We start from the raw sequence: 20,316 nt of genomic DNA on the forward strand, positions 1-20,316 counted from the left end.
TATGATCCAACCAATCATATTTAGTGTTAATGATTTGCGCCAACTTGTCGTAGAACTCCTTGGTGATCGGTTTCAGGCATATGTTTACCATATCGAGACACCCGCAGAAGAGTCGGATGAACCTCGTGTCGAATCGCCATATATGGAAAATACGATAGTCGCCAAATTTAAAAACGGATATACGTTTACAATTCAGGTTGATCTACGGTCAGAACCGGTCTTGATGTCAAAATCAACATTCAAGTATACCGTGCTCATTCGTCTACTTGGCGATCCACGCCAAGACATATACGATCTGGGGTGGATGTCTGCAAGCACGGAAATGGCATGCCACTTGAAACGGTTGGGTGCATCTTTTCAACGCATTTCTGAATGTTCTGTGACCGCCACCGGTGCAGAGGAAATGGTACTCGGGTGGGGTAAAATCGTATCGTACATAACAAAGTGGACGCAAGATGTAATTGATGAGCTTGATACCACGCCGGACCCGATGGAATTGCTGAAGCTGACATTAAATTCCATTGTCGAAAAGGCTAAGTACGCTCGGTCTACACAAATGCAGAACCTGACACGCCGCCAAAATGCTACCGGGAAAATTTCGGAAATTCAATCTTTATACAATGGATATTCAGCTATTTATGATGCAATAGGTTCTGCATTTCATTTTGGAAAGTCAGACTACACGGTTGCAGATGTGCTCTACGCTATTGAATTTGATCCTATGCAATATATTGATTTTAAAATAAATTCCACATATTATGTGCTGGCTAATATGTCCATAGTGGTTATGACCACCGTGGCTAAACTTGCTGATATTGTATCAGCGCAAATCCGGGAATTTGCATCAAACCGAATATATGGGTAACTTAATGGAGGTTTGCTATGGTTGAAACAGACGCTGTTGGTGATTGGGTTATCGCCATTGAAAGTGAGACGTTTGGGGATATCTTTTTTGTCAATAACGACGGGTCGTTGCAATTATCGTTATCGTCATCAACCCGCATATGGGATACCGAACAGGAAGCGAAGGATTATGCAGTAGCACATTTTTCCGATCGAATTTGGTCTGTAATTCCGACAAAAATGCAGTGCGAGATCTATAATTCATATTGACGCCTGATTGTTTTTTTACTATGTTTCGTAACATGGGTGAATTGCAAGAGTTACCAGCGGATGCCCGTCAAACTGTGATGTCATTGCTTGAACAGGGCAATACTGCGTCGACTGACGCCGTTGATGAGTGCAATCGGCAAATAGTTGGTGCAGGGTTTATTTTGCATTTTGCACAATCTAAACTGGCGTGCTCTACGATAGACTATTGGTTGGATATGTCAATTAGAGACACCGGCATAATCGACCATGATACAATTATAGTGATGGAAATGGTCCTTTGTCGTTATGTGTCTAGGAACATCGCAGAATCTTTGGTCGATAAATGGGCCAGCAGGAGAAAATATGGATATAGATGACATAGAGGAAATTGCTGCCATAGGTGGTGGTATATTAGTTGTTCTGTTGCTCGTGATAATACTTGTTGACGACTTGTCCCAGAAGCCTACAATGATTACATGGGGAACCAATGAGTCGTGCATTGGCACCTTACATAAATATGACCACCCGGTGATCAAATGTACCGATGGCCGTGTAATTACTAATCCAACAAACGTGGAGTTAAAATGAATAATGAATTCTTACTAAAGTATGACCGCACAATTGCGTTTAAGCCGCATCGCATCAATTTCATCGAGGGCTACCCGAATGAGGGTAAAACCAATGTCCTTTTGGATGAAGTTATCGAATTCCTTGGTGTAAGCAAGTTGACAAAGTGTTTCTTCATTTCTTGCGAAATGACGGCGCATAATGTATTCAAGCGTCACCCCGAATTGGCTAGTCTGAATAATAATTTTATCTGCTCGTTCATGTCCAGCTTTAGCTACGATGATGTTAAAGCGGTTGTCTCACAATATGTGTCAGATGGTCTGACCCATTCGGTGATTTTGTGTTTTGACGGATATGCAAAATCCGCTGAATTTTTCAATACCATGAATGATCTGCTCATGGCTTTTGATAACATGACAATCATTGCCACCATACAGCGTCCGGCAAATGGTGATAGTTTGATTGATGGCCCGTGTCAGGTCCCCTATACATTCGGAACATTGCTGAAACTGGGTGAGCGTGACTCCGCTAAGGTTACGCCAGTGAAATCTTCTGGCGGCATCAGCAATTCCACTGAAACAATAGTGAATGCTGTATTTGATCAGATCAAACGTGCTAGTGAAGGAAGCCCGGCTGTAGAACCTGCTGCAATTGGGTCTCCTGCCGAACGTATTCGTAAAATTGACTCGGAAATTGCCAGACTTGTCGCTGAACGTAACACATATCGTGTAAACGCCGCTGACTATTTGGCATCCCTTGTCGGCAAGTTCGTCAAGTTTGCAGACTCGGATTCGACATTCTATGTAAACAATTTCACCAAGAACAAGGCAATCGAAGGCGCATTTGTGGTCGACTGCACGGAAGTCAAACCGGGAGAACAACACATATATGCAATCTCAGACGCAACTGCATTGACTATTTCCGAGGTTAAACTGTAATGGATAAGCGTGTATGTCCTCTTCAAGGTGAACCGGGCCTTATCAGAGCTGCTATTGCAAATTTTATCGACGAAAACGCCGATTATGGTTCGTATATCATTACCTTCCTGATCCTTGCTGCAGTCATGTGTTTTTGCATAGGTTCATGCTCGGCAATTGAAATCTATGAGACGCACACTCATTATTCATTCTGTATGCAACACCCAACCGCTGCGGCATGCACGACTTTCCCAGATTTTGGGCCGAAGCATTAGAAATAATAAAAATGCAAACCCACTTGACACTGAGTGGGTTTTTTGCTATATTGATTGACATGGAACATATTAAAGAAATAGCGCAAGTCATCCACCATCCTGCCGTCGATGCATGGGATGAAACGGTATATACCCATAAGTTTGTTGCTGACGATGGCCGGGTATTCAATAGCAAAACCGACTGTATTAATCACGAAGCTGCCGTACGGCGTAAACAGGAACAGATCGAAGTAGAAACCATTCTCCGTGAAAAACTGATTTGCCAATACACTGTCTCGATATTAGAGCAAAATCTTGACATATATAGGCTGACGGCTGACGAGTTGAAGAAAATATGCAATTATCACAACCGAGTTGGCCGTACTGTAGCGTCATTTACTGAATACGACCCGGATAACACCTATGTGATGTATAAGTCTGTTGAGGATGACGGCTATATCGATTTCATCGAATTTCATTCGTATGCCACGTTCAAGCAAACAATCACGAATGCATTCAACACCGTTGATTCGCTATTGGCCGCATCAGCTAAATAGAGGTATTACCATGACTGATATTCAAATTTTTTCGACTGACTCGGAAGAAGTCGTAGCGAACAAGAAGCATATAGCGAAGGTTATCGAATTGATGACGTTCTTTGCCGATGTGATCAAAGAACGTGCCTATGTGCATGACCAGTCAAAACTTGTGTCCCCTGAAAAGGAAGGGTTTGATAAGGCCGGGAGTACGTCACGATTGACTTACGGTACTGACGAATATGCAAAGAGTCTGGAAGCGTTAAAGCAGACTCTGGACCACCATTACGCTTTGAATGCCCATCATCCGCAACATTACCCTAATGGCGTCAATGACATGAACCTGTTCGATGTGGTTGAAATGCTGCTTGATTGGCGTGCATCTACAATGCGTTATGCAAACGGCAATATTTATGAATCGCTCGAAATCAACAAGGAACGATTTGGGATTTCTGACCAGCTGATTGCGATCATGCGCAATACCATGAAGGTGTTTGACATGTCGGAAGCTTTGACGGATGCACATGAATGGACTCCGGCCAGTATCTTCCCGAGCAAGCCCGGGCATTATATCGGTAAATCCATATATGACGATTCAATTATTGAGTTCTGCCTTGACCAATCACAAATTGATTCAATGTCATACCCTGTAGGTGTAATATCTCACTGGAAAGAACATTAAGTCGACTAGGTGACAAATGACACGCCGTGAAGTTGAAGACATGCTCAGCTTAGTTATAAACGGGCTGCCCCGATTCGGTACAACACTGGAACCTGAATTCGCTATTCATTGGCGAACTCAGGAAATCTTACTGTGTGGCCAAATCTGCTGGAAATACCATGTATTTGATGCCGAGGGGAATGAAACAGTCTGCGCATTTGACATGTCGGTTAATGATTACGACCATTTGAATAACTGTGATTCTATGGTTATTGTCTGGACTGATCCAGCAAGGACAGACACGCTGGACATTGGCTTACGTGATTCAGATAAGCTGAATATCGATATAATCAAGAATTGGCTACTAGCCGCAAAGAACATTGTCTTGTACGCTGCAGACAGGAATCTTGCCAATAAATACTGGGAAGACTATGCCAAGATGCATGAGTGGAATATGATTGCATTAAAGCATACTCGGTCGCTGTTCAAAAAGCTGATGGAATATGAAAGTGCCGCAATGGAGCCTGACATGAATATTCTGTCTGAATGCGAGCGTGATATAATCGTAGCTATGCATAATTTTAAACAAGAGTATTCAGACCATTTTGGAGTGAAATAATTGTTATGGATGAACAGATGAAACATATTCAGGACGACCTGAACCAGTTCTACAAGGATAATTTGATTACCTACACGGTAGACGGGATCGGTAATGAGGTATGGTCTTACGAAGGCATTACTATCGCCAGTCATGATGATTTCTTCGCTGACGACCCTACCAGCGTATTCTGCCATTGGTTTGTAGACAAGCGTAATCCGTATCTGCATATCGCCCCGGTAAAGAAACATGGCAAATTCTATTTTCTCCCACATAATAATTTCGGATCATGCCCGTGGGCCGATTTCAAAAATTATTATTCGGAGCCTGATCGGTTTAAACAAGCCCTGCTATCGGCAATTACGCTGCTTAAACCCCGTATCCAGATTCTCAAGGGGAAGATCACCATGGTCAAGAAAACCCGGTGGTCGAAGTTCACAACAGAACAATGCATGCAGCTCATAGAAAGCAGCATGCTTACTAGGGTATTTAGGAATATCCATGATTCATACTATATCAAACTGCTGAATGGCAAAGTATGTCCATGCCTCAGGCTTTCCGAAACGCATTACTGTATCCAAGATGGCGAAACTGTATACATAATCAAATATGGCGTCAGCCACTGCAATAAAGAGTATTACGCATGGAAAGACCATTTGACATACTCCCACGACTAAAGTCGTGGGATTCTCCCCGTGGCACCTAGATGGTGCCGCATAGGGGAAAGGTGGATGCCCCCACCTTGCACAAGTTTCGTGCCGCATTCGTATCCCTGTCGTGTTCAGCTCCGCAACATGGACAAGTCCAATGCCTGATACCGACATCCTTCAGCAACGGATTCTGGTATCCGCACTCGGAACATAGTTGTGATGACGGATAGTATTTATCCGCATACATCACTGTCTTTCCAGTCTGTCTAGATACATATTCCAATATCGATAAGAATGCAGAGAAACCAAAGTCGTTTATAGATTTCTTGTATTTCCTTTCCATCTTGGCTAGGTCAAGCGTCTCGAATACCATAACGTCATAGTCACGACAAAGTTGCCTAGCCAGTTTCCAATGCATATCAGACCGCTGATTGACTATTTTCTCGTGCAGTTTCTGCAAAGTTCGTAGCGAGCCACGCTTGCCTTTTGACTTGCTGAACCGCCTAGATAGTTTCTTCAACTTACCTAGATTGGACTTGAGTAGCTTAGGCATACTGCAATCATCGCTGTTAGATGCAACAAGGAAGTTGTGCAGACTGAAATCAAAGCCAACGATTTCACCCGATTTTGCCCATTCGGTCTGTTCTTCTTCCTTTTCTATAACTACGTAGATGTAGTATCCGCTACTTTTCCGCTTGACGGTCAAGGTCTTTACCTTACCGTCTATGTCCCTACTATTCCAATAGGGAAAATCCTTCTTACCTATCCTGATTCTGTTTCCATCATGAAACTTATATCCAGACTGCTTCGTAGTGAACGAATGGTACTTGGAACTCTTCTGGAAATGAGGGGGATTCGTCTTCCTCTTGGCCTTCAGATTACTGAAGAACAGACTATATGCACGGTCTATCCTGTCGGTTATGTCTTGAATAGCCTGTGACGGAACCTCGTTCCATTCTTGATTCTGGCGTTTCACCTTCGTTAAGTGCTTCTGCAACTGATACTTGTTCAGCATCTTGCCGTACATAGCATAGTATCTACGATGCAAGGCAATACAGTGGTTGTAGATATGACCCGAAATTATAAGTATATGGTCGAGATACTTCAGTGTATCACGATTGTATAGCTTGTTCTTGTATGTCTTTACTACTACCATGGATAAGCAAAATGCCCCGATGACACTTGTTGTGGTATTTAGCATCATCGGAGCATCAAATGTTCATTTAGATTGGCTAAGAATACCACTAATTAACCACTCTATACTATATGTTTATAATATTTTATTTTTGTTTTATGTTTCCATCTTGCATTCATATCAACAATATACTATATTTATACCAAGGTGGCAATCATCCCACGGTTAAACCCGTGGGCTTTCGGTTCAACGTAAATAGGATTAACACATGATGACACCGTTCATGAAAGCGCAAGTGCATTCGCTATTCCAGCTCAGCCATGACCGTGATGAAGCCAAAAAGCAAGTCAAAGTCATCACTCACGGCAAGCCATTCCATTTCATCTGCAAGACGTGTTCATGTGAATATGAGGCGCCGGCATTGATCTGTACACATAAGATTCTCGGCGGCGTTCGTAAACATTGGTGGAGTAGTGAACGCACTCCACGTAAATCCGAATATCTCTATGAATGTCCGGAATGTCACACCACAAATGCGGCGACGTGAACCATGTTAACACAAGCGCAAATAGACTCGACGATCAACGCTATCATAAATGTCCTCGAAAAATTCGATGTCCCGTATAAGACACTGGACAATACCGACGGATCACGAAACGGCGTAAGGTGGAGTAATGTGTTCTATGTCTACCCGGTTAATGATGACAATGTGGAGAATGCCGGAAATTATTCCAAGTTTCGATTCTTCTGCCCTTCAGGACCGGTTAATTTTGATGAATCTGAAATAAAAACAATTGTGCATGATATGGAAACAATATTTAGTGAGGCAAAACATGACTTGGCTTGATATTGAAGGAACCCTTATTGATGATCTTGAAAACCGAAACTGGCTCGACCTGTCAAACATAGTTGTGTGTGGCTATAAGTTTGGACTTTTCACTTGGGGATGGTACGACCATTCCGAAGTCGATATGGATTTAGTCCACTTGATCGAGCAGAAACTCCAGTCGCCATTCTTTTCGCACGATTGCACTGAAATTATCACCAAAAAAGACTGTATGAATTTCATGCACGAGAAAGGATTGTGGACTTGGAAGGATTGGGACCCCAACTGCAAGTATGATGTGGATGCGGAACTGGATTTCAATTCCAAATTTACTAAGGTATCCGTATTCATCGAAATGTTTAAGGATCAGCATGAAAGCTGGCTGTTCGACGATTCCATTACCGAAAGTCAAAAAATACAGTTTTTAAAGTCAGACAACACTATCGTCCTGATGAATCCCCATGAAGATGAACAATAATGTAATTGTGGTGGCCGGTGAATAATTCAGTCAACCGGTGTTGACAATACTGAAACAGTTTGCTATATTACCTCGTATGGAACAGTTAAAAAACTATATTCGGTTTTCCCCACATATGGCGGATTATACGATATCTTATATCAGATCTATGGCAGACCAATATGGTTGGCGCTTTTCCAAGAATGATGACGGTATCATCGTGTCGTTCGACAATACTAATGTCACGGCGCCATCGTTGATGATGTATTTAAGGTGCATACCGGGCGCTCTTTCGCATGTGACAGACATGGTAATCACCGGGTTTAAGCTCCCATAGGAGATATGTGCAATGGACGTGAATGAGTTTTTTAAGCAAAAAAATCGAGACGAACAATTAGCAGACATCGATGCAGCAAAAGCCTTGACACGAGAAATGCGCCATGAAGTAGACAAGTACACAAAACTTGCTACGCTCGCATTTGCTGATGAAGTAGAACTTGTTAAACGCTACATCTATAGTCATCGTATTACGTTCTATTTGAACGATGCAATGAAATGGCGCCGTATTATGGATGACGGGGTCCCGGCACAGTTAACTAAAGAACAGAACGAATACCGAGAAGCATTTGACAGGGTGGTTGAATTTGTTTCAGAATTTGCTACTGGCAATAAAGAATGTGTGCTTGAAATTCCTGAAATTAGTCAACAGGGTTACGAATGTTCTGGATGGAATATCAAGTTTAGCTTCATCGACAAGATGTTCGAATTTACATTGCCTAATATCGACAAGCTCGATACCGATAACTATTACTACTCACATGAGGGTAAGTTTTGGATCGGTGTGTACGTAAATTCGTATTGCGTCGAACAAGTTGCATCGTCATACAGCATTGATGACTTGCAAAAAGAATTCATGAATCTGTTTCACCTGTAAGGGATTTCTATTATGATTAAACTGATGGTTTGTGGAAGCCGTGGAATTACTGACCCCAGACTCGTATTCCGTATTATCGACGAATATGTCGAGACACTGGGCGACGATGTCACCATTATCGAGGGCGAGGCGAAGGGTGTAGACCAGCTTGCCAGAAAATGGGCGGAAGAACATGGCAAGGCGATCATGTCATTCCCCGCTGAATGGGACCTGTATGGCAAGTCTGCCGGTTTCAAACGTAACTGTGATATGGTTGCCGCATGCGACCACTGCTTGATTATGTGGGATGGCCAGTCCAAGGGTACAAAACATGATATAGATCTTTGTACCAAATCTGGAAAACCCCATAAAATTGTTATCGTGGAGTAATTTATGCCGCTTATTACCGAGCATACAATTTATAAATTTGAAAACAATTCGTTTCCGTCGAAAGATGCTGCCGTAGAGTATGTAAAGCAGTATAAAGATCGTCTTATCATGAGACGTGACCGCCTTGTCGATCAAATCCATGAGTTTAAGGATTATAAGCTGCCCGAAACGGTGCAACAGCTCGATGCTTGCATGACGACACCCGACAAAGATTTTCTTCAGTTCTTTGTTAATGGCTTTTCCATCAAATCAAACATTAGCCAGATCGAGTCGGTGTCATTCAAGTATGTAGAACCATACGTGTCAATTAATGACGGTGCTGCTTACGTCCCCGTTAACAAGAAAACTATGAAAGAATTGCGGTCACTTGTTCGATCTACCATTGCACTACAGCTCGAACAACTCATCACAGAATATAAAGGAATTCGTCATGCACTAAATAAGTGCGGTGATATGATCAAACGCATCAATGAAGACGAGGACATCAAATGAAGTATGCTGGCAAAGAAATCCATGAACTTGAGTATGATAAGTGGGACGGAAAAGCCCGTACCATGATCTGCTGGTCTAGTGACGACTCCCCTATTGTACATGAGGTCGTCGTGGGCGTTTATAAAGTATTCTGGTATACAATATCTGGCCGGCGATACCATCACTGTGCCGAATTGCCTTATGAAAAACATGCACTGTACAAGTGTTCTTATACCGTGTGCGACAAACAGTACACAGACGACCTGTGCCATTTGGATCATCTTTCGGATGGCGAGCCCATATTCCGCTCGTTGGACCATGGTGATGTATTTATTGATTCACGGCTTACATCGGTACAACTGGTTGATAACAGCAAGCCCATCACAAGGCAGATGACGCACAGAGATCTAGCAAACTGGTGCAGAAATGGTGGTGAAATTCTTATCGGCGACACTACGGTTTATAGCTGCTGGACATATGACCTTCGTGATGCTAATGTCCCGTATATCGCAAAAAACATCAAGATCAGGAAGGTTGGTGAGGATACTTGGCATGAACCAGAAATCACACTGAAGCCGGAAGATACTTGGTTTGACTATGATCGTGAATCATATGAACACAATAATCCCCAGTGTATTCAAAGTGAATTGCAATACGGAAAGAAGTATAAATGCTATCGCACTAATGGAACGTGTGTGTCATTATTTTACCATGGTATACCATCTGACGGAAAATATCCAGTATTCAGTGAACATCTAAATCTGGTTGTAAGCGTATTCAGTGAACATCTAAATCTGGTTGTAAGCGATGACTGGTACAAAGTATCGGAATTTTGCATGTTTGAGTTGGATGAATAATTATATTCCTTAACGAGCAGCGTGGTTAATTATGCGTAAATTTCTAATCGGCAACAGTTTTGGCGGTGCACAGATTACTAGGCCCGCATGGGACTACCTTGTATCAACAATAACTGATGATGTTCGAACCGACATGTATCACATAATCTGGCAGAATGCAGCTGCGGCAAACCCAAATATGCATGAAGACCAGACGGCTGATAATACAGAGTCGATTCGTTTCCCGGCATATCTCAAAGAATTGTCTGAATTCAGGCAAATCATACTCAACCTCATCGAACGGCTACACTATGACTATGCCCGTTTCGATGAACTTAATGACCAGCACACATTGAGGATCGTCGAAATCCCCGATGATGGCAGGTCATATACAATCTACGAGGATGAATACGGCTCCGAGTATGTCACGCAAATCCACAAGAATTACTTTGCGCAGCCTGACTGGCTTATGCGTGCAAAGTACAATATCAAGACGATGTGCAAAGATCTCGGACCTTCCGTACGTGGCGTGTTCAATAACACGGACACAAAAGTCTCGATCGCACTTGATGGTGCATATGGCATGGCCAAGTGCTTTAATGAAGACGGCGACAAGCCGGTGTTCTTCTTCCTGAAACGTAATGAATATTACACCGCATCAGATGAACACCAGAAAGAAGGCTACGATATCATCTTTGAGGATAGCACGGCAAACTGTCTTGGCTTTATCCCTGAGTACTTTGATGCTACCGTCATGAAGTCGTTTGTAAACCTGTACAACCTCCTGCAGGAGGATGAATGACGGTTACAGAATTGATCGACGCACTATACTGCTATAACGGTGACACCGAAATTACTATTCTGGAAACAAACGGGAACGTCACGCAGTGGCGCCCGCTGGAACAGCGTGATTTCGAAACCATTCAGGCAGGCGACAAGCGTGTCATGCGCCTGCACCCTAACATTGCATACCAAATAGAGGTAAATCCATGCCAAACAATGTAACACCGGGCGCAAATCTGATTCATGCGTATTGCAATAGTCCAGAGCATGATGCCCATAAGCCGATGTGCTTCTATACATCATCACCATGTTATGATATCGGAGGCCTCCCGGGTGACCACCGACAGGCCGTGTCTACATGGCAACTTGATTGCGTGTATCAAGCTATGGCAGACCATGCCATGAGTCATGGGTGGATGATCTCCGAACAAATTATGACTTTGCGCAACTCATGCGGGCGGGCCTATAGTGAAAAACGATGGTTCATCAGCTACCCACTGAGATAATAGGCTATCCCCAACAAAGTGTGCGCACTAAAAATAAGAATGACTTTTATAAAGGAGCACCAATATGGCGACCGCAGCAGAAAATGCAAGAAAAGTTCTTAATTCAATCAAGGCGAAATTCAATCTGGATAAGTTGCCACGAGGAACATTTATCGAAAGTTTTGGCGATGACCTCGCCTACATCCGATACAACGGTTGTATTACAGGCCGTTACTGCGCAGGGGAACTGACAGACGAGGAAGTCGAGGAACGAGCACAGAAAATAATAGACAACCGTGGTGGACCTAAGATGAACAGCTCAGAGGATTTCCTTGCTCCAGAAGACATTCCACCCTGCATGAGGAGCGTGTAATAAGATAGAAAGTTGGCTAGGTGATGATTCACCTAGCCATTCCATTTATACCCCAATCATATAAATTGCATATGTAACAATATCTAGAGGTAGTTATGCCCGGTCAATTGATGCATATGAGTTATGTAATGTGGATGGAACAACAGATGGCGAAGGGTAATATCCCTTCTGGGCCAGAACCGGTTCCGCCAGAACCAGTTCCACCAATCGTTCTTCCCCCGCAAACTATCCGATTCCGTTTCGAGAATGCAGACTATGATCCAACCGTTATAGAGAATGGCGGGGTTTGGACTAAAGTTGCTGATAGTTCTTATAATGACTGGGACTGGTATTGCGAAGATACTGACTGGAGTGGTAAATTTAATAATAATAATAGTGGATACACATTTACCGAGGATATAAAAGTCAGTATCCTTATCACCGGTGATATGGCAAATATTACATCTGCTGCAGGAATGTTCAATGATTGTACAGGCTTAACAAACATGCCTGAAAATTCATTCCCAAGCTTGACAGTGTGTACTGCTATGTTCCAAGACTGTACAAATTTGGCAAGCATTCCTAATAATGCATTCCCGAATCTGACAAATGGTATTGCTATGTTTAATGGCTGTACAAGTTTAGCAAGCATACCTGAGAATGCATTTCCGAAATTGATTGATGGTAGCTGGATGTTCCAAAACTGTACAAATTTGGCAAGCATTCCTAAGAACGCATTCCAAAACTTGGTTAAGTGTAATGGTATGTTCAATGGTTGTGCAAGTTTGACAAGCATAGATGCGAATGCATTCCAAAATTTGTCTAGGGCACCAGATATAATGTTCAAAAACTGTACAAGCTTAACAAGCATAGCTGATGGTGCATTTACAAGTCTAACAGAGTGTGTGGCTATGTTCCGAGACTGTACAAGTTTGGCAAGCTTACCTAATAATGCATTTCCGAATCTGACTAAGTGTACTGCTATGTTCTATAGATGTACCGCCCTAACAAGTATACCTGAAAATTCATTCCAGAAATTGGTTGATGGATCCAATATGTTCCAAGGCTGTACAAGTTTGACACGCATACCCGAAAATTCATTCCCAAGCTTGACAGTGTGTACTGCTATGTTCCAAGGCTGTACAAGCTTGACAAGCATAGATGCGAATGCATTCCAAAATTTGACTATAGGATCGAATTCGATGTTCAATAACTGTACAAAATTAACCAGCATAGCTGGTAATGCATTCCCGAACCTAACCGATGGGTTCTTTATGTTCCAAAACAGTACAAGCTTGACAAGCATAGATGCGAATGCATTCCCAAACCTAGTTAGTGGAGACTTTATGTTCTCTGGTTGTACAGGCCTAACAAGCATCCCAGAAAATGCATTCCCGAACCTAACCAATGGGTACTGTATGTTCTCTGGCTGTACAAGCTTAACAAGCATAGCTGATGGCGCATTTACAAGTCTAACAGAGTGTATGGCTATGTTCCAAGACTGTACAAGTTTGACAAGCTTACCTAATAATGCATTTCCGAATCTGACTACGTGTACTGCTATGTTCTATAGGTGTACCGCCCTAACAAGTATACCTGAAAATTCATTCCAGAATCTGACTACGTGTTCTGCTATGTTCAATGGTTGTACAAGCTTGGCAAACATACCTGAAAACGCATTATCTAACTTAACCAACGGTACTGCGCTGTTTTATAACTGTACTAGCTTGACTAGCATCCCCGAGAACTTGTGTCCGAATTTGACTAATTCTGCCAGTATGTTCAATGGCTGCACTAATGTTCAAAGTGGTGCATTAAATCTATACAAAAACTTGCTGGCAGGCGGAAAGGTAACAGCCCATACTGATACCTTCAAAAATTGCGGTAAAGATACTGAAACTGGCCTAGAAGAACTCCAGCAGATCCCACAGTCATGGGGTGGCTTGGCAGAAGGCTAATCAAATACATAATCTTGATTATTTTTAAGCCGTATGTTGACAATATACGGCTTTTTTGCTATATTTATACTTACATCACGACCCCGCCGGAAAACAAAGCCTGCCTAGACGCCGACCCGGTCGACATTGATCATAGAATAGGCAGCAAGGAATATCATGAAAAAGCATCCCGTCGTTACTAACGGCAAATTCTTCCATAATACCCTCCGTTCCGTAGGGTACAATACGTACACTGCAATCGCCGACATCATCGACAATTCGGTCGAACCTGAAGTCGGCTCGACAATGGTAAGCGTCATCCCGGAATACACCGGAACCGGCCAGAACGCCAAGATCACTGCGATCCGTATCGTTGACAATGGTTCCGGCATGTCCTTGGAGACCCTTGACGAAGCCATGGCGCTCGGTAGCGAGACCGGAAAGACCGGAAAGCATAATCTCGGTATGTACGGCACCGGCCTGAAGACAGCGGCATTCTCCATGGGCCAGACACTTGAAGTGTATTCTAAGCTTAGCGGCTCCGACTACATCAGCTATGCAAAGATGTCGCTCGCCGAAGCTATCGCCAACGGATCCGACATCGAGGTAGAGATCGGCTCTTACAAGACATCCGAAATCGCAATAATTGCCAACGATATCGGCGGCCATGGGACTATCGTCCGTATTTCGGACCTCGACCGAATGAAGACCTTCAACTACGGCACATTCGTAGGCACCGCAACAAAGCGTCTCAGCATCATTTTCAGCAAGTTCTTCAACCCGGACCCGCATTGCCCGCCGGTGGATTCCCAGAATGCAAATTTCGTACGCATGTACGTCGGCAACCAGCGTGTGCCGTATGTCGATGTGGCAAAGTGCAGCAGGTTCGCAGAACACTGGAAGGATCCCGATAACGACAACACCATGATTATTGACGGCCACAGGATCAAATACAACGTCTGGTTCTCCCCGACAGTATTTGCAGACGACGAGGCCAAGACTGACGACGCTATCCATGACAAATACATCGGAAGGCAAATGTCCAATCAGGGCTTCTATGTATTCCGCCAGAACCGTCTGATCGGCCAAGGCCTTACATTCGGCCTCTGGGCACGCCACCCGTCCGTAAACGGCCTCCATATCGAGATCTTCGTTGACGGTGACACGGACTACCTCTTTGGTACCGGCTTTACCAAGACTGCGTCCGACACCACCGATATCAAGGAGGAGGTCCTCTCCACGTTCCGCTACAGGTTCATGCATTTCGTGAAGCAGGCTCAGGACCGAAACAGCAAGTCCAGCAAGCTTTCCGTCGAGGAGACCCTCAAGAAGGCCGCCATGTACAACGCAATCGTGGACGACCTGAACAGCAAGCCTACACTCCGTGTCCCCGGCATCAAGGCGACAAACTCCGGCAACGGCACTGCCAAGGAACATGAACACCGTGGACCGCAGGCAAACCCGAACCCGATCAAAAAGCGAAATGCCCAGTGGATCACCGAGATCGTCGAGGCTCACATCGGCGAATACGGGAAGATGTATGAATGCGAATTCGGCGAAAACGGGAGCATCGTGAAGATCAACGTGGACCATGCATTCTATACCGAGTTCTACAACAAGCTCGACGTACAGATGCAGGCGACCATGGGGAAGATCCTCGCATGCAACCTTAACGCATTGATCCGATCCGGCTACTTTGCCGATGACGACATTTCCGAGGCTATCGAATCGTTCTTCGCAGCCCAGTCCACCGCAATCAGGACTGCGTTGTCGTAAGTTAACACCAGTAGATTAAAAACGGCTCCTATGGATTATCCCATAGGAGCTGTTTTTATAGTTTCCGATGTGCAATCAGTACTTGTCTGTTATGACCGGGTCGCACGGCAGACGTGGACTGATGTCCTTTACGCTGTCATACCACTGGGACAGTCTGGACAGTTCCTTTTCGAAGATCTCGCCGAGCCGTTTACGCTCCTCGGCAAGTATTTCTCCCATACGTACGGCATCGATTGTACTCACCCCGAACATTTTGCTCAGGTCTACAGGAATCTTGCAGAAGTATGGGGTCAAATCCACGGCATCCGACTTAATCGTGAGCTCGATGTATCCCTCCACTTCCTCTTCGACGAATATGATCCGGCTGCCGTCGAGCTCGGCAAGCAGTATACGCTTGATAATGGACCTTCTTGCGAGTTCCTCGAACTTGTCCAGACGGCCGGTCAATTCCCGGTAACATGCCGACGCAATGTCGGTTATCGGAGTGATATCGGTACATTTCACATAGCTGTCAAGTGAGCCGCTGTTGTACATCGGGCTGTGGTCGTTGAACGACACGAAACGTGGCATCCGGCCGGGTGACAGGTAGACATAGCTGGGGACGGCTTTCTTCACGGGGACACTTACATGCCCGTTACGGTACACCGACACGTCATTCCCCGTGGCCGCCGGATATACAGCGCTGACGTACCGGTTGCCGGCGTCGTCGTACATGTGGGTCATTACGGCCCCGGCACCGTCGAACAGGTCGCCAAGGCTATCGATGAAACCGCTTACCTTGGACCGGTTGGACTGGCGCAATGCGAACTCGTAGTTGGTCTTCGCTGCCTCGTAGTTGATCTTTGCCTCGGCAAGCTCTTGCTCGGCCTCCTGCAATGCCATCTTGGCCTCTTCAAGTGTCGTCATTTCGCCTCCCCTGTGTCACAGATGTCCCTGTAGTCCGGGATCCACGTCTCGGCCGTCAGGTCTACGTTAGTGAACCCCACAACATACCATTCGCCGGTACCACGCCTGCACTCCATGACATACCCGGAGCCATCCATGTGTATATTGGCAGATAACATGCCATCCTTGCACAGCTCGTAGCCGGGGGTGACATGGCTCTTCAGATAGTCCAGACAGGCCTCCTTGGTATGGAACGTCACATGGCGCCTCGGTACGCCGTCACAGCAGCCCGGGACATGGGACCTGAACCAGTACTTGGCCGCACGTACACGCTCGTCGATGCATTTATGGCAGGCCGGACACCCGTCCAGCAGGTCCATAGGGACGGGCGGGTCAATACGCTCTACGCCGCATACGCAGCATACGTCCTTCCTACTTGCCATCGTCCACCTCCTTGACGACCTGCACGTTGAAACCGTGCTCGCCTTCGCCGGACAGCTTGGCTATCTGGGCGTTGGCGTACTCGTTTGCCTCCCCACAGGTTGCGAAGCGCTTCCTGTAGTGGTGCTCGTATTCGCTGGACTCTATTATAACCTTGTACATTTCACTGTCTCCATATCGTATGTCACTTGAACAGGGCGACCACCTCGATGACCGCCATCAGTATACCGAATGCGTATTTCAGCACCTTCCACCACGTCACCCTGACCGCTCCCGGAACGGCCGCCCCGGATGCCACGGACATGTCATCCGGCTTGATGTCGTGCATGGCCTCATGCACCACCTGCATGTGGACCACCGGTCCCGGTTCAGGATCCAGTCCGTCAAGGTCCCTGTACATTATTACAGGGGTGCCTGAACTCCCACGGTCGCCGTCAAGGTCCTCGTACCGTATCACAGGCGCATCGGAATACCACGGGTCGAACGACACACCGCACAGGCCATTACCGGATATCTCCCTGTCCGTCATGTCATCCCCGCTTACCGAACGGAGTCCCGTCCATGTACACGAAACGGCGGAACGCCACGTCAAACTTGTACGTCATCCCGTCGACGGACACCCCGTCGCTGCAATGGCCGGTTATCATCCCGGTGTAACCCTTCTGACTGTCCACCACCCTGAGGAATATGCCACCAAGGACCGGGTCACGCTCGATCCGGCCGCTTATGTCGCTCAGCATCTCGTCGGCATCCCCGTATGGACTGTATCTGGGGTCAATCGCCGGCTGTATCCTGTACTCGGTATCGACCCATGACCAGCTGGGTTCCGGCGCCGGAAGCCATTCACCCCCGGCCTTTACACGGTATTCGATCTTGAGACCCTTGGTATGGGCCCGCATAATGTCGATCATCTCTTCGGTAGTCATTATCGCCTCCGTATATCTGCCCCAAATATACAATCATACGCCGGGGTTTGCAAGACTGGCATGCCAAATATCCCCCAATACCCCCCATACCCCCCAAAATTTTTTTCGGGAACGCTTCGCACCCTGATCAGGAAAAACGGGGGTGGGGGTCAACGGCGGCATATTTTTTACAGATACCCCCAGACCCCCCCCTAGTAGTAAACACCGGGAAAATCGCATGGGGGCCGTTCCGGAAAATCGGAAATTTTGTACCCATGTTTTTTATTTGATTTTTGGAGGGGGTGTCCCGGGGACAGGGGGACCGGGTGGACTGGTTGGACGAGGTGGGACCGGGTGGACTGGTTGGACATGGGGGACAAGGAGGACGGGGTGGGACAAGGAGGCCACGTTAGCTGGAGGGGGTGTCCGGGGGTGTCCCCCTTGTGAAACATTACCTGATCCGTGAAACATTCCGGGGTGGGGAACAAGTGTAACCCCGAAGCAAAGAACAGTGCACACCTGTGCAGTACGGCGGTTTAGCCTAGGCTAAGTTAGCCCCGGCTAACCCGGTGTAACAGCCCGGGCTTCTATCACCGGTGTACCCCCCTTACGGCGGTTCACATCCCAACGTCTTGACAACGCTCCGGAGTTTCCGTATATTCTCGGTGTAAGCAACGGTTGCTTACAAAGGTTGAGTGGATGACCTATGACAACTATCCACGCTTTTCAAAGGAGTCTACTATGACTAAGGTAAATCCCATCAAGAAGAACGCTATCCACGCTGCTGATTACACCGCTGCAATCAACACCGAATTCCATGTTGCACCGGCCTACTGGCCGCAGCTCTTCAGCAAGCAGACCAAGACCGTTGACCCGGGTACCGGCGAACTCAAGGTTGCTCTTGAAGACGGCCCTAAGGTCGGTCGCTTCCTCGACCTCATCGAGGCCAAGGTGGACGGTGTCTCCCACACTGCCGCTCTTGACCACGAACGCTTGGTTGTGACTGTCACTGTGGACGGCGTGAATTTCACCAACAACGGCGATCTTCAGGAACTGCTCAGCGACTTGGCTAAGTACAGCTTCAAGACGGTCTGCCGCCTTATCGTGTACGGCGTCTTGGAAATTAACGCCAAGAACTACGCAAAGATGTTGACCGACTACTAGTCGGTTTTGTTAAACCTTAACCTAAGGGGGACGGCCTTGCCGTTCCCCTTTTTTTGTTTTATGCCCACCGGCCGGCCGCCGGCGGGCCTTTTTTTGCGTTTATACGGGCCAAAAACGGCCTTTTATTTTACGGCCGTACATTTATTTAAATATGGCCTTAAAACGGCCGTTTTAGGCCGTTTTTATCCGTTTTTTGTTTTATCCCGCCCATGTACCGACGGGGTATTTTTTCACCTAATATAAACCGTATCCCAATGTGTTGACAAAGCTCCGGAATTTCTTTATATTCTTGGTGTAAGCGATAGTGCTTACAAAGGTTAAGTGAAAGACCTAAAATATTTCACAAAAACGCCCAAAAAAGTAGGTAATACTATGGCTCGTTTAAATATGGAAATTGCTCGTCTTTTTGACCGTCCGTTGTCCGAATTCGGTGGATTTGTCCGTTCAACTTTGTGCTATCATAAGGTTGCTCCCGCCACTACTAAGCGTGACTCTGCTTATCTCAAGGAAAATATGAGTGGTTATTGCGTCAAGTCTCACAAGTCTTGGCTCGCAGAACACCCCGACGCAGTTGTCCGTAAGTTGGATGACGTCATCAGTCCGAAAGCTGAACTCCACCACACTTATGCCGAAACTGTGGCTCTCGGTTGTAACTGGGATTACTACGCAATGCAGCGTAAGGTCGCTGAGTCGCAAGGCTTGGTAATGACCGACGCCGACTTTGAAAAGCAAGACCCGTCCGGCCGCAAGTCCCTGTTCGGTCGCTTGATTTACATCAAGGCTGAATATTTCGACTTGTTCAATGACATGACTCCCGAAGAGGCGAAAGAAGTTTTGTATCTTAACTACCGAAAGTTGAGCTACAAAAATCCGGAAGACGCACCTAAGGGAGAAAGATTTAAGTCCCATTGGTACAAGCTTGAAAATAATGTTTGGGAAGACTTGCCCACGTCTGTGTTGGCTGAGTTCAAGGCTCCGAAAAGTTCTTTCACTGTAAAAAATTGTGACGGGGAAACTATCACGAACATTGACGGCTTGCCGATTGAGCTTGCTCAGAATATTCGTGCTCCGAAACTTTCTAACCTTGACGGTTGGTACTACAAGGAAAAGAACATTTTGGATGACCTTATTCTTCCTTAAAAAATAACCTTAACCTATGGGGGACGGCTCTGCCGTTCCCCTTTTTTGTTTTATGCCCACCGGCCGGCCGCCGGCGGGCCTTTTTTGCGTTTATACCGGCCATAAACCGGCCAAAAACGGCCTTTTTATTTTTGCCCGTACATTT

28 protein-coding genes are annotated in these 20,316 nt (G+C 45.9%); 22 read left to right on the top strand and 6 right to left on the bottom strand.

Annotated features, from left to right (window positions below; all coding sequences use genetic code 11):
• Window position 1: 1 nt before the first annotated feature.
• From MJZ25_09140 to MJZ25_09180, 9 genes are all read left to right on the top strand, one after another.
• Window positions 2-865, top strand: a complete 864-nt coding sequence (locus MJZ25_09140) for a hypothetical protein (protein ID MCQ2124332.1) — start codon at window positions 2-4, stop codon at window positions 863-865.
• 17 nt (window positions 866-882) lie between these two features.
• Window positions 883-1,113 carry a hypothetical protein gene (locus MJZ25_09145; protein MCQ2124333.1) on the top strand — a complete coding sequence of 77 codons (231 nt, stop codon included), beginning with the start codon at window positions 883-885 and terminating at the stop codon, window positions 1,111-1,113.
• 20 nt (window positions 1,114-1,133) lie between these two features.
• Complete coding sequence (locus MJZ25_09150) at window positions 1,134-1,469, top strand: hypothetical protein (GenBank protein MCQ2124334.1); 336 nt, start codon at window positions 1,134-1,136, stop codon at window positions 1,467-1,469.
• Complete coding sequence (locus tag MJZ25_09155; protein ID MCQ2124335.1) at window positions 1,456-1,680, top strand: hypothetical protein; 225 nt, start codon at window positions 1,456-1,458, stop codon at window positions 1,678-1,680. Before MJZ25_09150 ends, MJZ25_09155 begins: the two co-directional genes overlap by 14 nt.
• The gene (locus MJZ25_09160) at window positions 1,677-2,597 is read left to right on the top strand and encodes a hypothetical protein (protein MCQ2124336.1); all 921 of its coding nucleotides are present in this window, start codon (window positions 1,677-1,679) and stop codon (window positions 2,595-2,597) included. Before MJZ25_09155 ends, MJZ25_09160 begins: the two co-directional genes overlap by 4 nt.
• Before the next feature lie 313 nt (window positions 2,598-2,910).
• On the top strand, window positions 2,911-3,387 hold the full coding sequence (locus MJZ25_09165) for a hypothetical protein (protein ID MCQ2124337.1): 477 nt from the start codon (window positions 2,911-2,913) through the stop codon (window positions 3,385-3,387).
• Window positions 3,388-3,397: 10 nt separating this feature from the next.
• Entirely contained in the window at window positions 3,398-4,048 is a 651-nt protein-coding gene (locus tag MJZ25_09170) for a DUF5662 family protein (protein ID MCQ2124338.1), read from the top strand.
• Between the two features lie 16 nt (window positions 4,049-4,064).
• Window positions 4,065-4,646, top strand: coding sequence for a hypothetical protein (locus MJZ25_09175; GenBank protein ID MCQ2124339.1), 582 nt, complete (start codon window positions 4,065-4,067; stop codon window positions 4,644-4,646).
• A 5-nt stretch (window positions 4,647-4,651) separates the two neighbouring features.
• Window positions 4,652-5,302, top strand: a complete 651-nt coding sequence (locus MJZ25_09180; GenBank protein MCQ2124340.1) for a hypothetical protein — start codon at window positions 4,652-4,654, stop codon at window positions 5,300-5,302.
• A gap of 25 nt (window positions 5,303-5,327) precedes the next feature.
• On the opposite strand, the gene MJZ25_09185 is transcribed toward MJZ25_09180, so the two are convergent.
• Window positions 5,328-6,431, bottom strand: coding sequence for a transposase (locus MJZ25_09185; protein MCQ2124341.1), 1,104 nt, complete (start codon window positions 6,429-6,431; stop codon window positions 5,328-5,330).
• A gap of 247 nt (window positions 6,432-6,678) precedes the next feature.
• Between MJZ25_09185 and MJZ25_09190 the strand changes: the two genes are divergently transcribed.
• From MJZ25_09190 to MJZ25_09240, 11 genes are all read left to right on the top strand, one after another.
• The gene (locus tag MJZ25_09190; GenBank protein ID MCQ2124342.1) at window positions 6,679-6,957 is read left to right on the top strand and encodes a hypothetical protein; all 279 of its coding nucleotides are present in this window, start codon (window positions 6,679-6,681) and stop codon (window positions 6,955-6,957) included.
• Between the two features lie 286 nt (window positions 6,958-7,243).
• Window positions 7,244-7,714 carry a hypothetical protein gene (locus MJZ25_09195; protein MCQ2124343.1) on the top strand — a complete coding sequence of 157 codons (471 nt, stop codon included), beginning with the start codon at window positions 7,244-7,246 and terminating at the stop codon, window positions 7,712-7,714.
• A gap of 328 nt (window positions 7,715-8,042) precedes the next feature.
• On the top strand, window positions 8,043-8,627 hold the full coding sequence (locus tag MJZ25_09200; protein ID MCQ2124344.1) for a hypothetical protein: 585 nt from the start codon (window positions 8,043-8,045) through the stop codon (window positions 8,625-8,627).
• 24 nt (window positions 8,628-8,651) lie between these two features.
• Window positions 8,652-8,996 (top strand): DUF2493 domain-containing protein, encoded by a 345-nt coding sequence (locus tag MJZ25_09205; GenBank protein MCQ2124345.1) that lies wholly within the window; start codon window positions 8,652-8,654, stop codon window positions 8,994-8,996.
• A 3-nt stretch (window positions 8,997-8,999) separates the two neighbouring features.
• Complete coding sequence (locus MJZ25_09210) at window positions 9,000-9,488, top strand: hypothetical protein (GenBank protein ID MCQ2124346.1); 489 nt, start codon at window positions 9,000-9,002, stop codon at window positions 9,486-9,488.
• A 371-nt stretch (window positions 9,489-9,859) separates the two neighbouring features.
• Complete coding sequence (locus MJZ25_09215; protein MCQ2124347.1) at window positions 9,860-10,324, top strand: hypothetical protein; 465 nt, start codon at window positions 9,860-9,862, stop codon at window positions 10,322-10,324.
• 31 nt (window positions 10,325-10,355) lie between these two features.
• Complete coding sequence (locus MJZ25_09220; protein MCQ2124348.1) at window positions 10,356-11,105, top strand: hypothetical protein; 750 nt, start codon at window positions 10,356-10,358, stop codon at window positions 11,103-11,105.
• Window positions 11,102-11,308, top strand: coding sequence for a hypothetical protein (locus MJZ25_09225; protein ID MCQ2124349.1), 207 nt, complete (start codon window positions 11,102-11,104; stop codon window positions 11,306-11,308). Before MJZ25_09220 ends, MJZ25_09225 begins: the two co-directional genes overlap by 4 nt.
• A 348-nt stretch (window positions 11,309-11,656) precedes the next feature.
• Window positions 11,657-11,944, top strand: a complete 288-nt coding sequence (locus MJZ25_09230) for a hypothetical protein (GenBank protein MCQ2124350.1) — start codon at window positions 11,657-11,659, stop codon at window positions 11,942-11,944.
• Window positions 11,945-12,039: 95 nt separating this feature from the next.
• A complete protein-coding gene (locus MJZ25_09235; GenBank protein ID MCQ2124351.1) occupies window positions 12,040-13,881 on the top strand; it encodes a leucine-rich repeat domain-containing protein in 1,842 nt (613 codons plus the stop codon).
• Window positions 13,882-14,037: 156 nt separating this feature from the next.
• On the top strand, window positions 14,038-15,636 hold the full coding sequence (locus MJZ25_09240; protein MCQ2124352.1) for an ATP-binding protein: 1,599 nt from the start codon (window positions 14,038-14,040) through the stop codon (window positions 15,634-15,636).
• Window positions 15,637-15,711: 75 nt separating this feature from the next.
• On the opposite strand, the gene MJZ25_09245 is transcribed toward MJZ25_09240, so the two are convergent.
• From MJZ25_09245 to MJZ25_09265, 5 genes are read right to left on the bottom strand one after another with little or no spacing between them, the layout of a single operon-like run.
• Window positions 15,712-16,542 (bottom strand): hypothetical protein, encoded by an 831-nt coding sequence (locus tag MJZ25_09245; protein ID MCQ2124353.1) that lies wholly within the window; start codon window positions 16,540-16,542, stop codon window positions 15,712-15,714.
• The gene (locus MJZ25_09250) at window positions 16,539-16,964 is read right to left on the bottom strand and encodes a hypothetical protein (protein ID MCQ2124354.1); all 426 of its coding nucleotides are present in this window, start codon (window positions 16,962-16,964) and stop codon (window positions 16,539-16,541) included. Before MJZ25_09250 ends, MJZ25_09245 begins: the two co-directional genes overlap by 4 nt.
• The gene (locus tag MJZ25_09255; GenBank protein MCQ2124355.1) at window positions 16,954-17,124 is read right to left on the bottom strand and encodes a hypothetical protein; all 171 of its coding nucleotides are present in this window, start codon (window positions 17,122-17,124) and stop codon (window positions 16,954-16,956) included. The genes MJZ25_09250 and MJZ25_09255 overlap by 11 nt, the downstream gene beginning before the upstream one ends.
• A gap of 22 nt (window positions 17,125-17,146) precedes the next feature.
• Window positions 17,147-17,491, bottom strand: coding sequence for a hypothetical protein (locus tag MJZ25_09260; protein MCQ2124356.1), 345 nt, complete (start codon window positions 17,489-17,491; stop codon window positions 17,147-17,149).
• A gap of 1 nt (window position 17,492) precedes the next feature.
• Window positions 17,493-17,888, bottom strand: coding sequence for a hypothetical protein (locus tag MJZ25_09265; GenBank protein MCQ2124357.1), 396 nt, complete (start codon window positions 17,886-17,888; stop codon window positions 17,493-17,495).
• A 720-nt stretch (window positions 17,889-18,608) separates the two neighbouring features.
• Between MJZ25_09265 and MJZ25_09270 the strand changes: the two genes are divergently transcribed.
• The gene (locus tag MJZ25_09270; protein ID MCQ2124358.1) at window positions 18,609-19,031 is read left to right on the top strand and encodes a hypothetical protein; all 423 of its coding nucleotides are present in this window, start codon (window positions 18,609-18,611) and stop codon (window positions 19,029-19,031) included.
• Window positions 19,032-19,403: 372 nt separating this feature from the next.
• Entirely contained in the window at window positions 19,404-20,171 is a 768-nt protein-coding gene (locus MJZ25_09275) for a hypothetical protein (GenBank protein ID MCQ2124359.1), read from the top strand.
• Window positions 20,172-20,316: the final 145 nt, after the last annotated feature.

Origin of the sequence: Fibrobacter sp., assembly GCA_024399065.1 — a bacterium.
GTDB lineage: Bacteria > Fibrobacterota > Fibrobacteria > Fibrobacterales > Fibrobacteraceae > Fibrobacter.

Coding starts and splice junctions, on each gene's coding strand:
- MJZ25_09250 (MCQ2124354.1), bottom strand. CDS start 16,964: ATGGCAAGTAGGAAGGACGTATGCTGCGTATGCGGCGTAGAGCGTATT.
- MJZ25_09230 (MCQ2124350.1), top strand. CDS start 11,657: ATGGCGACCGCAGCAGAAAATGCAAGAAAAGTTCTTAATTCAATCAAG.
- MJZ25_09260 (MCQ2124356.1), bottom strand. CDS start 17,491: ATGACGGACAGGGAGATATCCGGTAATGGCCTGTGCGGTGTGTCGTTC.
- MJZ25_09210 (MCQ2124346.1), top strand. CDS start 9,000: ATGCCGCTTATTACCGAGCATACAATTTATAAATTTGAAAACAATTCG.
- MJZ25_09215 (MCQ2124347.1), top strand. CDS start 9,860: ATGACGCACAGAGATCTAGCAAACTGGTGCAGAAATGGTGGTGAAATT.
- MJZ25_09275 (MCQ2124359.1), top strand. CDS start 19,404: ATGGCTCGTTTAAATATGGAAATTGCTCGTCTTTTTGACCGTCCGTTG.
- MJZ25_09265 (MCQ2124357.1), bottom strand. CDS start 17,888: ATGACTACCGAAGAGATGATCGACATTATGCGGGCCCATACCAAGGGT.
- MJZ25_09200 (MCQ2124344.1), top strand. CDS start 8,043: ATGGACGTGAATGAGTTTTTTAAGCAAAAAAATCGAGACGAACAATTA.
- MJZ25_09180 (MCQ2124340.1), top strand. CDS start 4,652: ATGGATGAACAGATGAAACATATTCAGGACGACCTGAACCAGTTCTAC.
- MJZ25_09170 (MCQ2124338.1), top strand. CDS start 3,398: ATGACTGATATTCAAATTTTTTCGACTGACTCGGAAGAAGTCGTAGCG.
- MJZ25_09195 (MCQ2124343.1), top strand. CDS start 7,244: ATGACTTGGCTTGATATTGAAGGAACCCTTATTGATGATCTTGAAAAC.
- MJZ25_09185 (MCQ2124341.1), bottom strand. CDS start 6,431: ATGGTAGTAGTAAAGACATACAAGAACAAGCTATACAATCGTGATACA.
- MJZ25_09155 (MCQ2124335.1), top strand. CDS start 1,456: ATGGATATAGATGACATAGAGGAAATTGCTGCCATAGGTGGTGGTATA.
- MJZ25_09225 (MCQ2124349.1), top strand. CDS start 11,102: ATGACGGTTACAGAATTGATCGACGCACTATACTGCTATAACGGTGAC.
- MJZ25_09140 (MCQ2124332.1), top strand. CDS start 2: ATGATCCAACCAATCATATTTAGTGTTAATGATTTGCGCCAACTTGTC.
- MJZ25_09235 (MCQ2124351.1), top strand. CDS start 12,040: ATGCCCGGTCAATTGATGCATATGAGTTATGTAATGTGGATGGAACAA.
- MJZ25_09240 (MCQ2124352.1), top strand. CDS start 14,038: ATGAAAAAGCATCCCGTCGTTACTAACGGCAAATTCTTCCATAATACC.
- MJZ25_09255 (MCQ2124355.1), bottom strand. CDS start 17,124: ATGTACAAGGTTATAATAGAGTCCAGCGAATACGAGCACCACTACAGG.
- MJZ25_09220 (MCQ2124348.1), top strand. CDS start 10,356: ATGCGTAAATTTCTAATCGGCAACAGTTTTGGCGGTGCACAGATTACT.
- MJZ25_09205 (MCQ2124345.1), top strand. CDS start 8,652: ATGGTTTGTGGAAGCCGTGGAATTACTGACCCCAGACTCGTATTCCGT.
- MJZ25_09145 (MCQ2124333.1), top strand. CDS start 883: ATGGTTGAAACAGACGCTGTTGGTGATTGGGTTATCGCCATTGAAAGT.
- MJZ25_09160 (MCQ2124336.1), top strand. CDS start 1,677: ATGAATAATGAATTCTTACTAAAGTATGACCGCACAATTGCGTTTAAG.
- MJZ25_09245 (MCQ2124353.1), bottom strand. CDS start 16,542: ATGACGACACTTGAAGAGGCCAAGATGGCATTGCAGGAGGCCGAGCAA.
- MJZ25_09190 (MCQ2124342.1), top strand. CDS start 6,679: ATGATGACACCGTTCATGAAAGCGCAAGTGCATTCGCTATTCCAGCTC.
- MJZ25_09165 (MCQ2124337.1), top strand. CDS start 2,911: ATGGAACATATTAAAGAAATAGCGCAAGTCATCCACCATCCTGCCGTC.
- MJZ25_09150 (MCQ2124334.1), top strand. CDS start 1,134: ATGTTTCGTAACATGGGTGAATTGCAAGAGTTACCAGCGGATGCCCGT.
- MJZ25_09270 (MCQ2124358.1), top strand. CDS start 18,609: ATGACTAAGGTAAATCCCATCAAGAAGAACGCTATCCACGCTGCTGAT.
- MJZ25_09175 (MCQ2124339.1), top strand. CDS start 4,065: ATGACACGCCGTGAAGTTGAAGACATGCTCAGCTTAGTTATAAACGGG.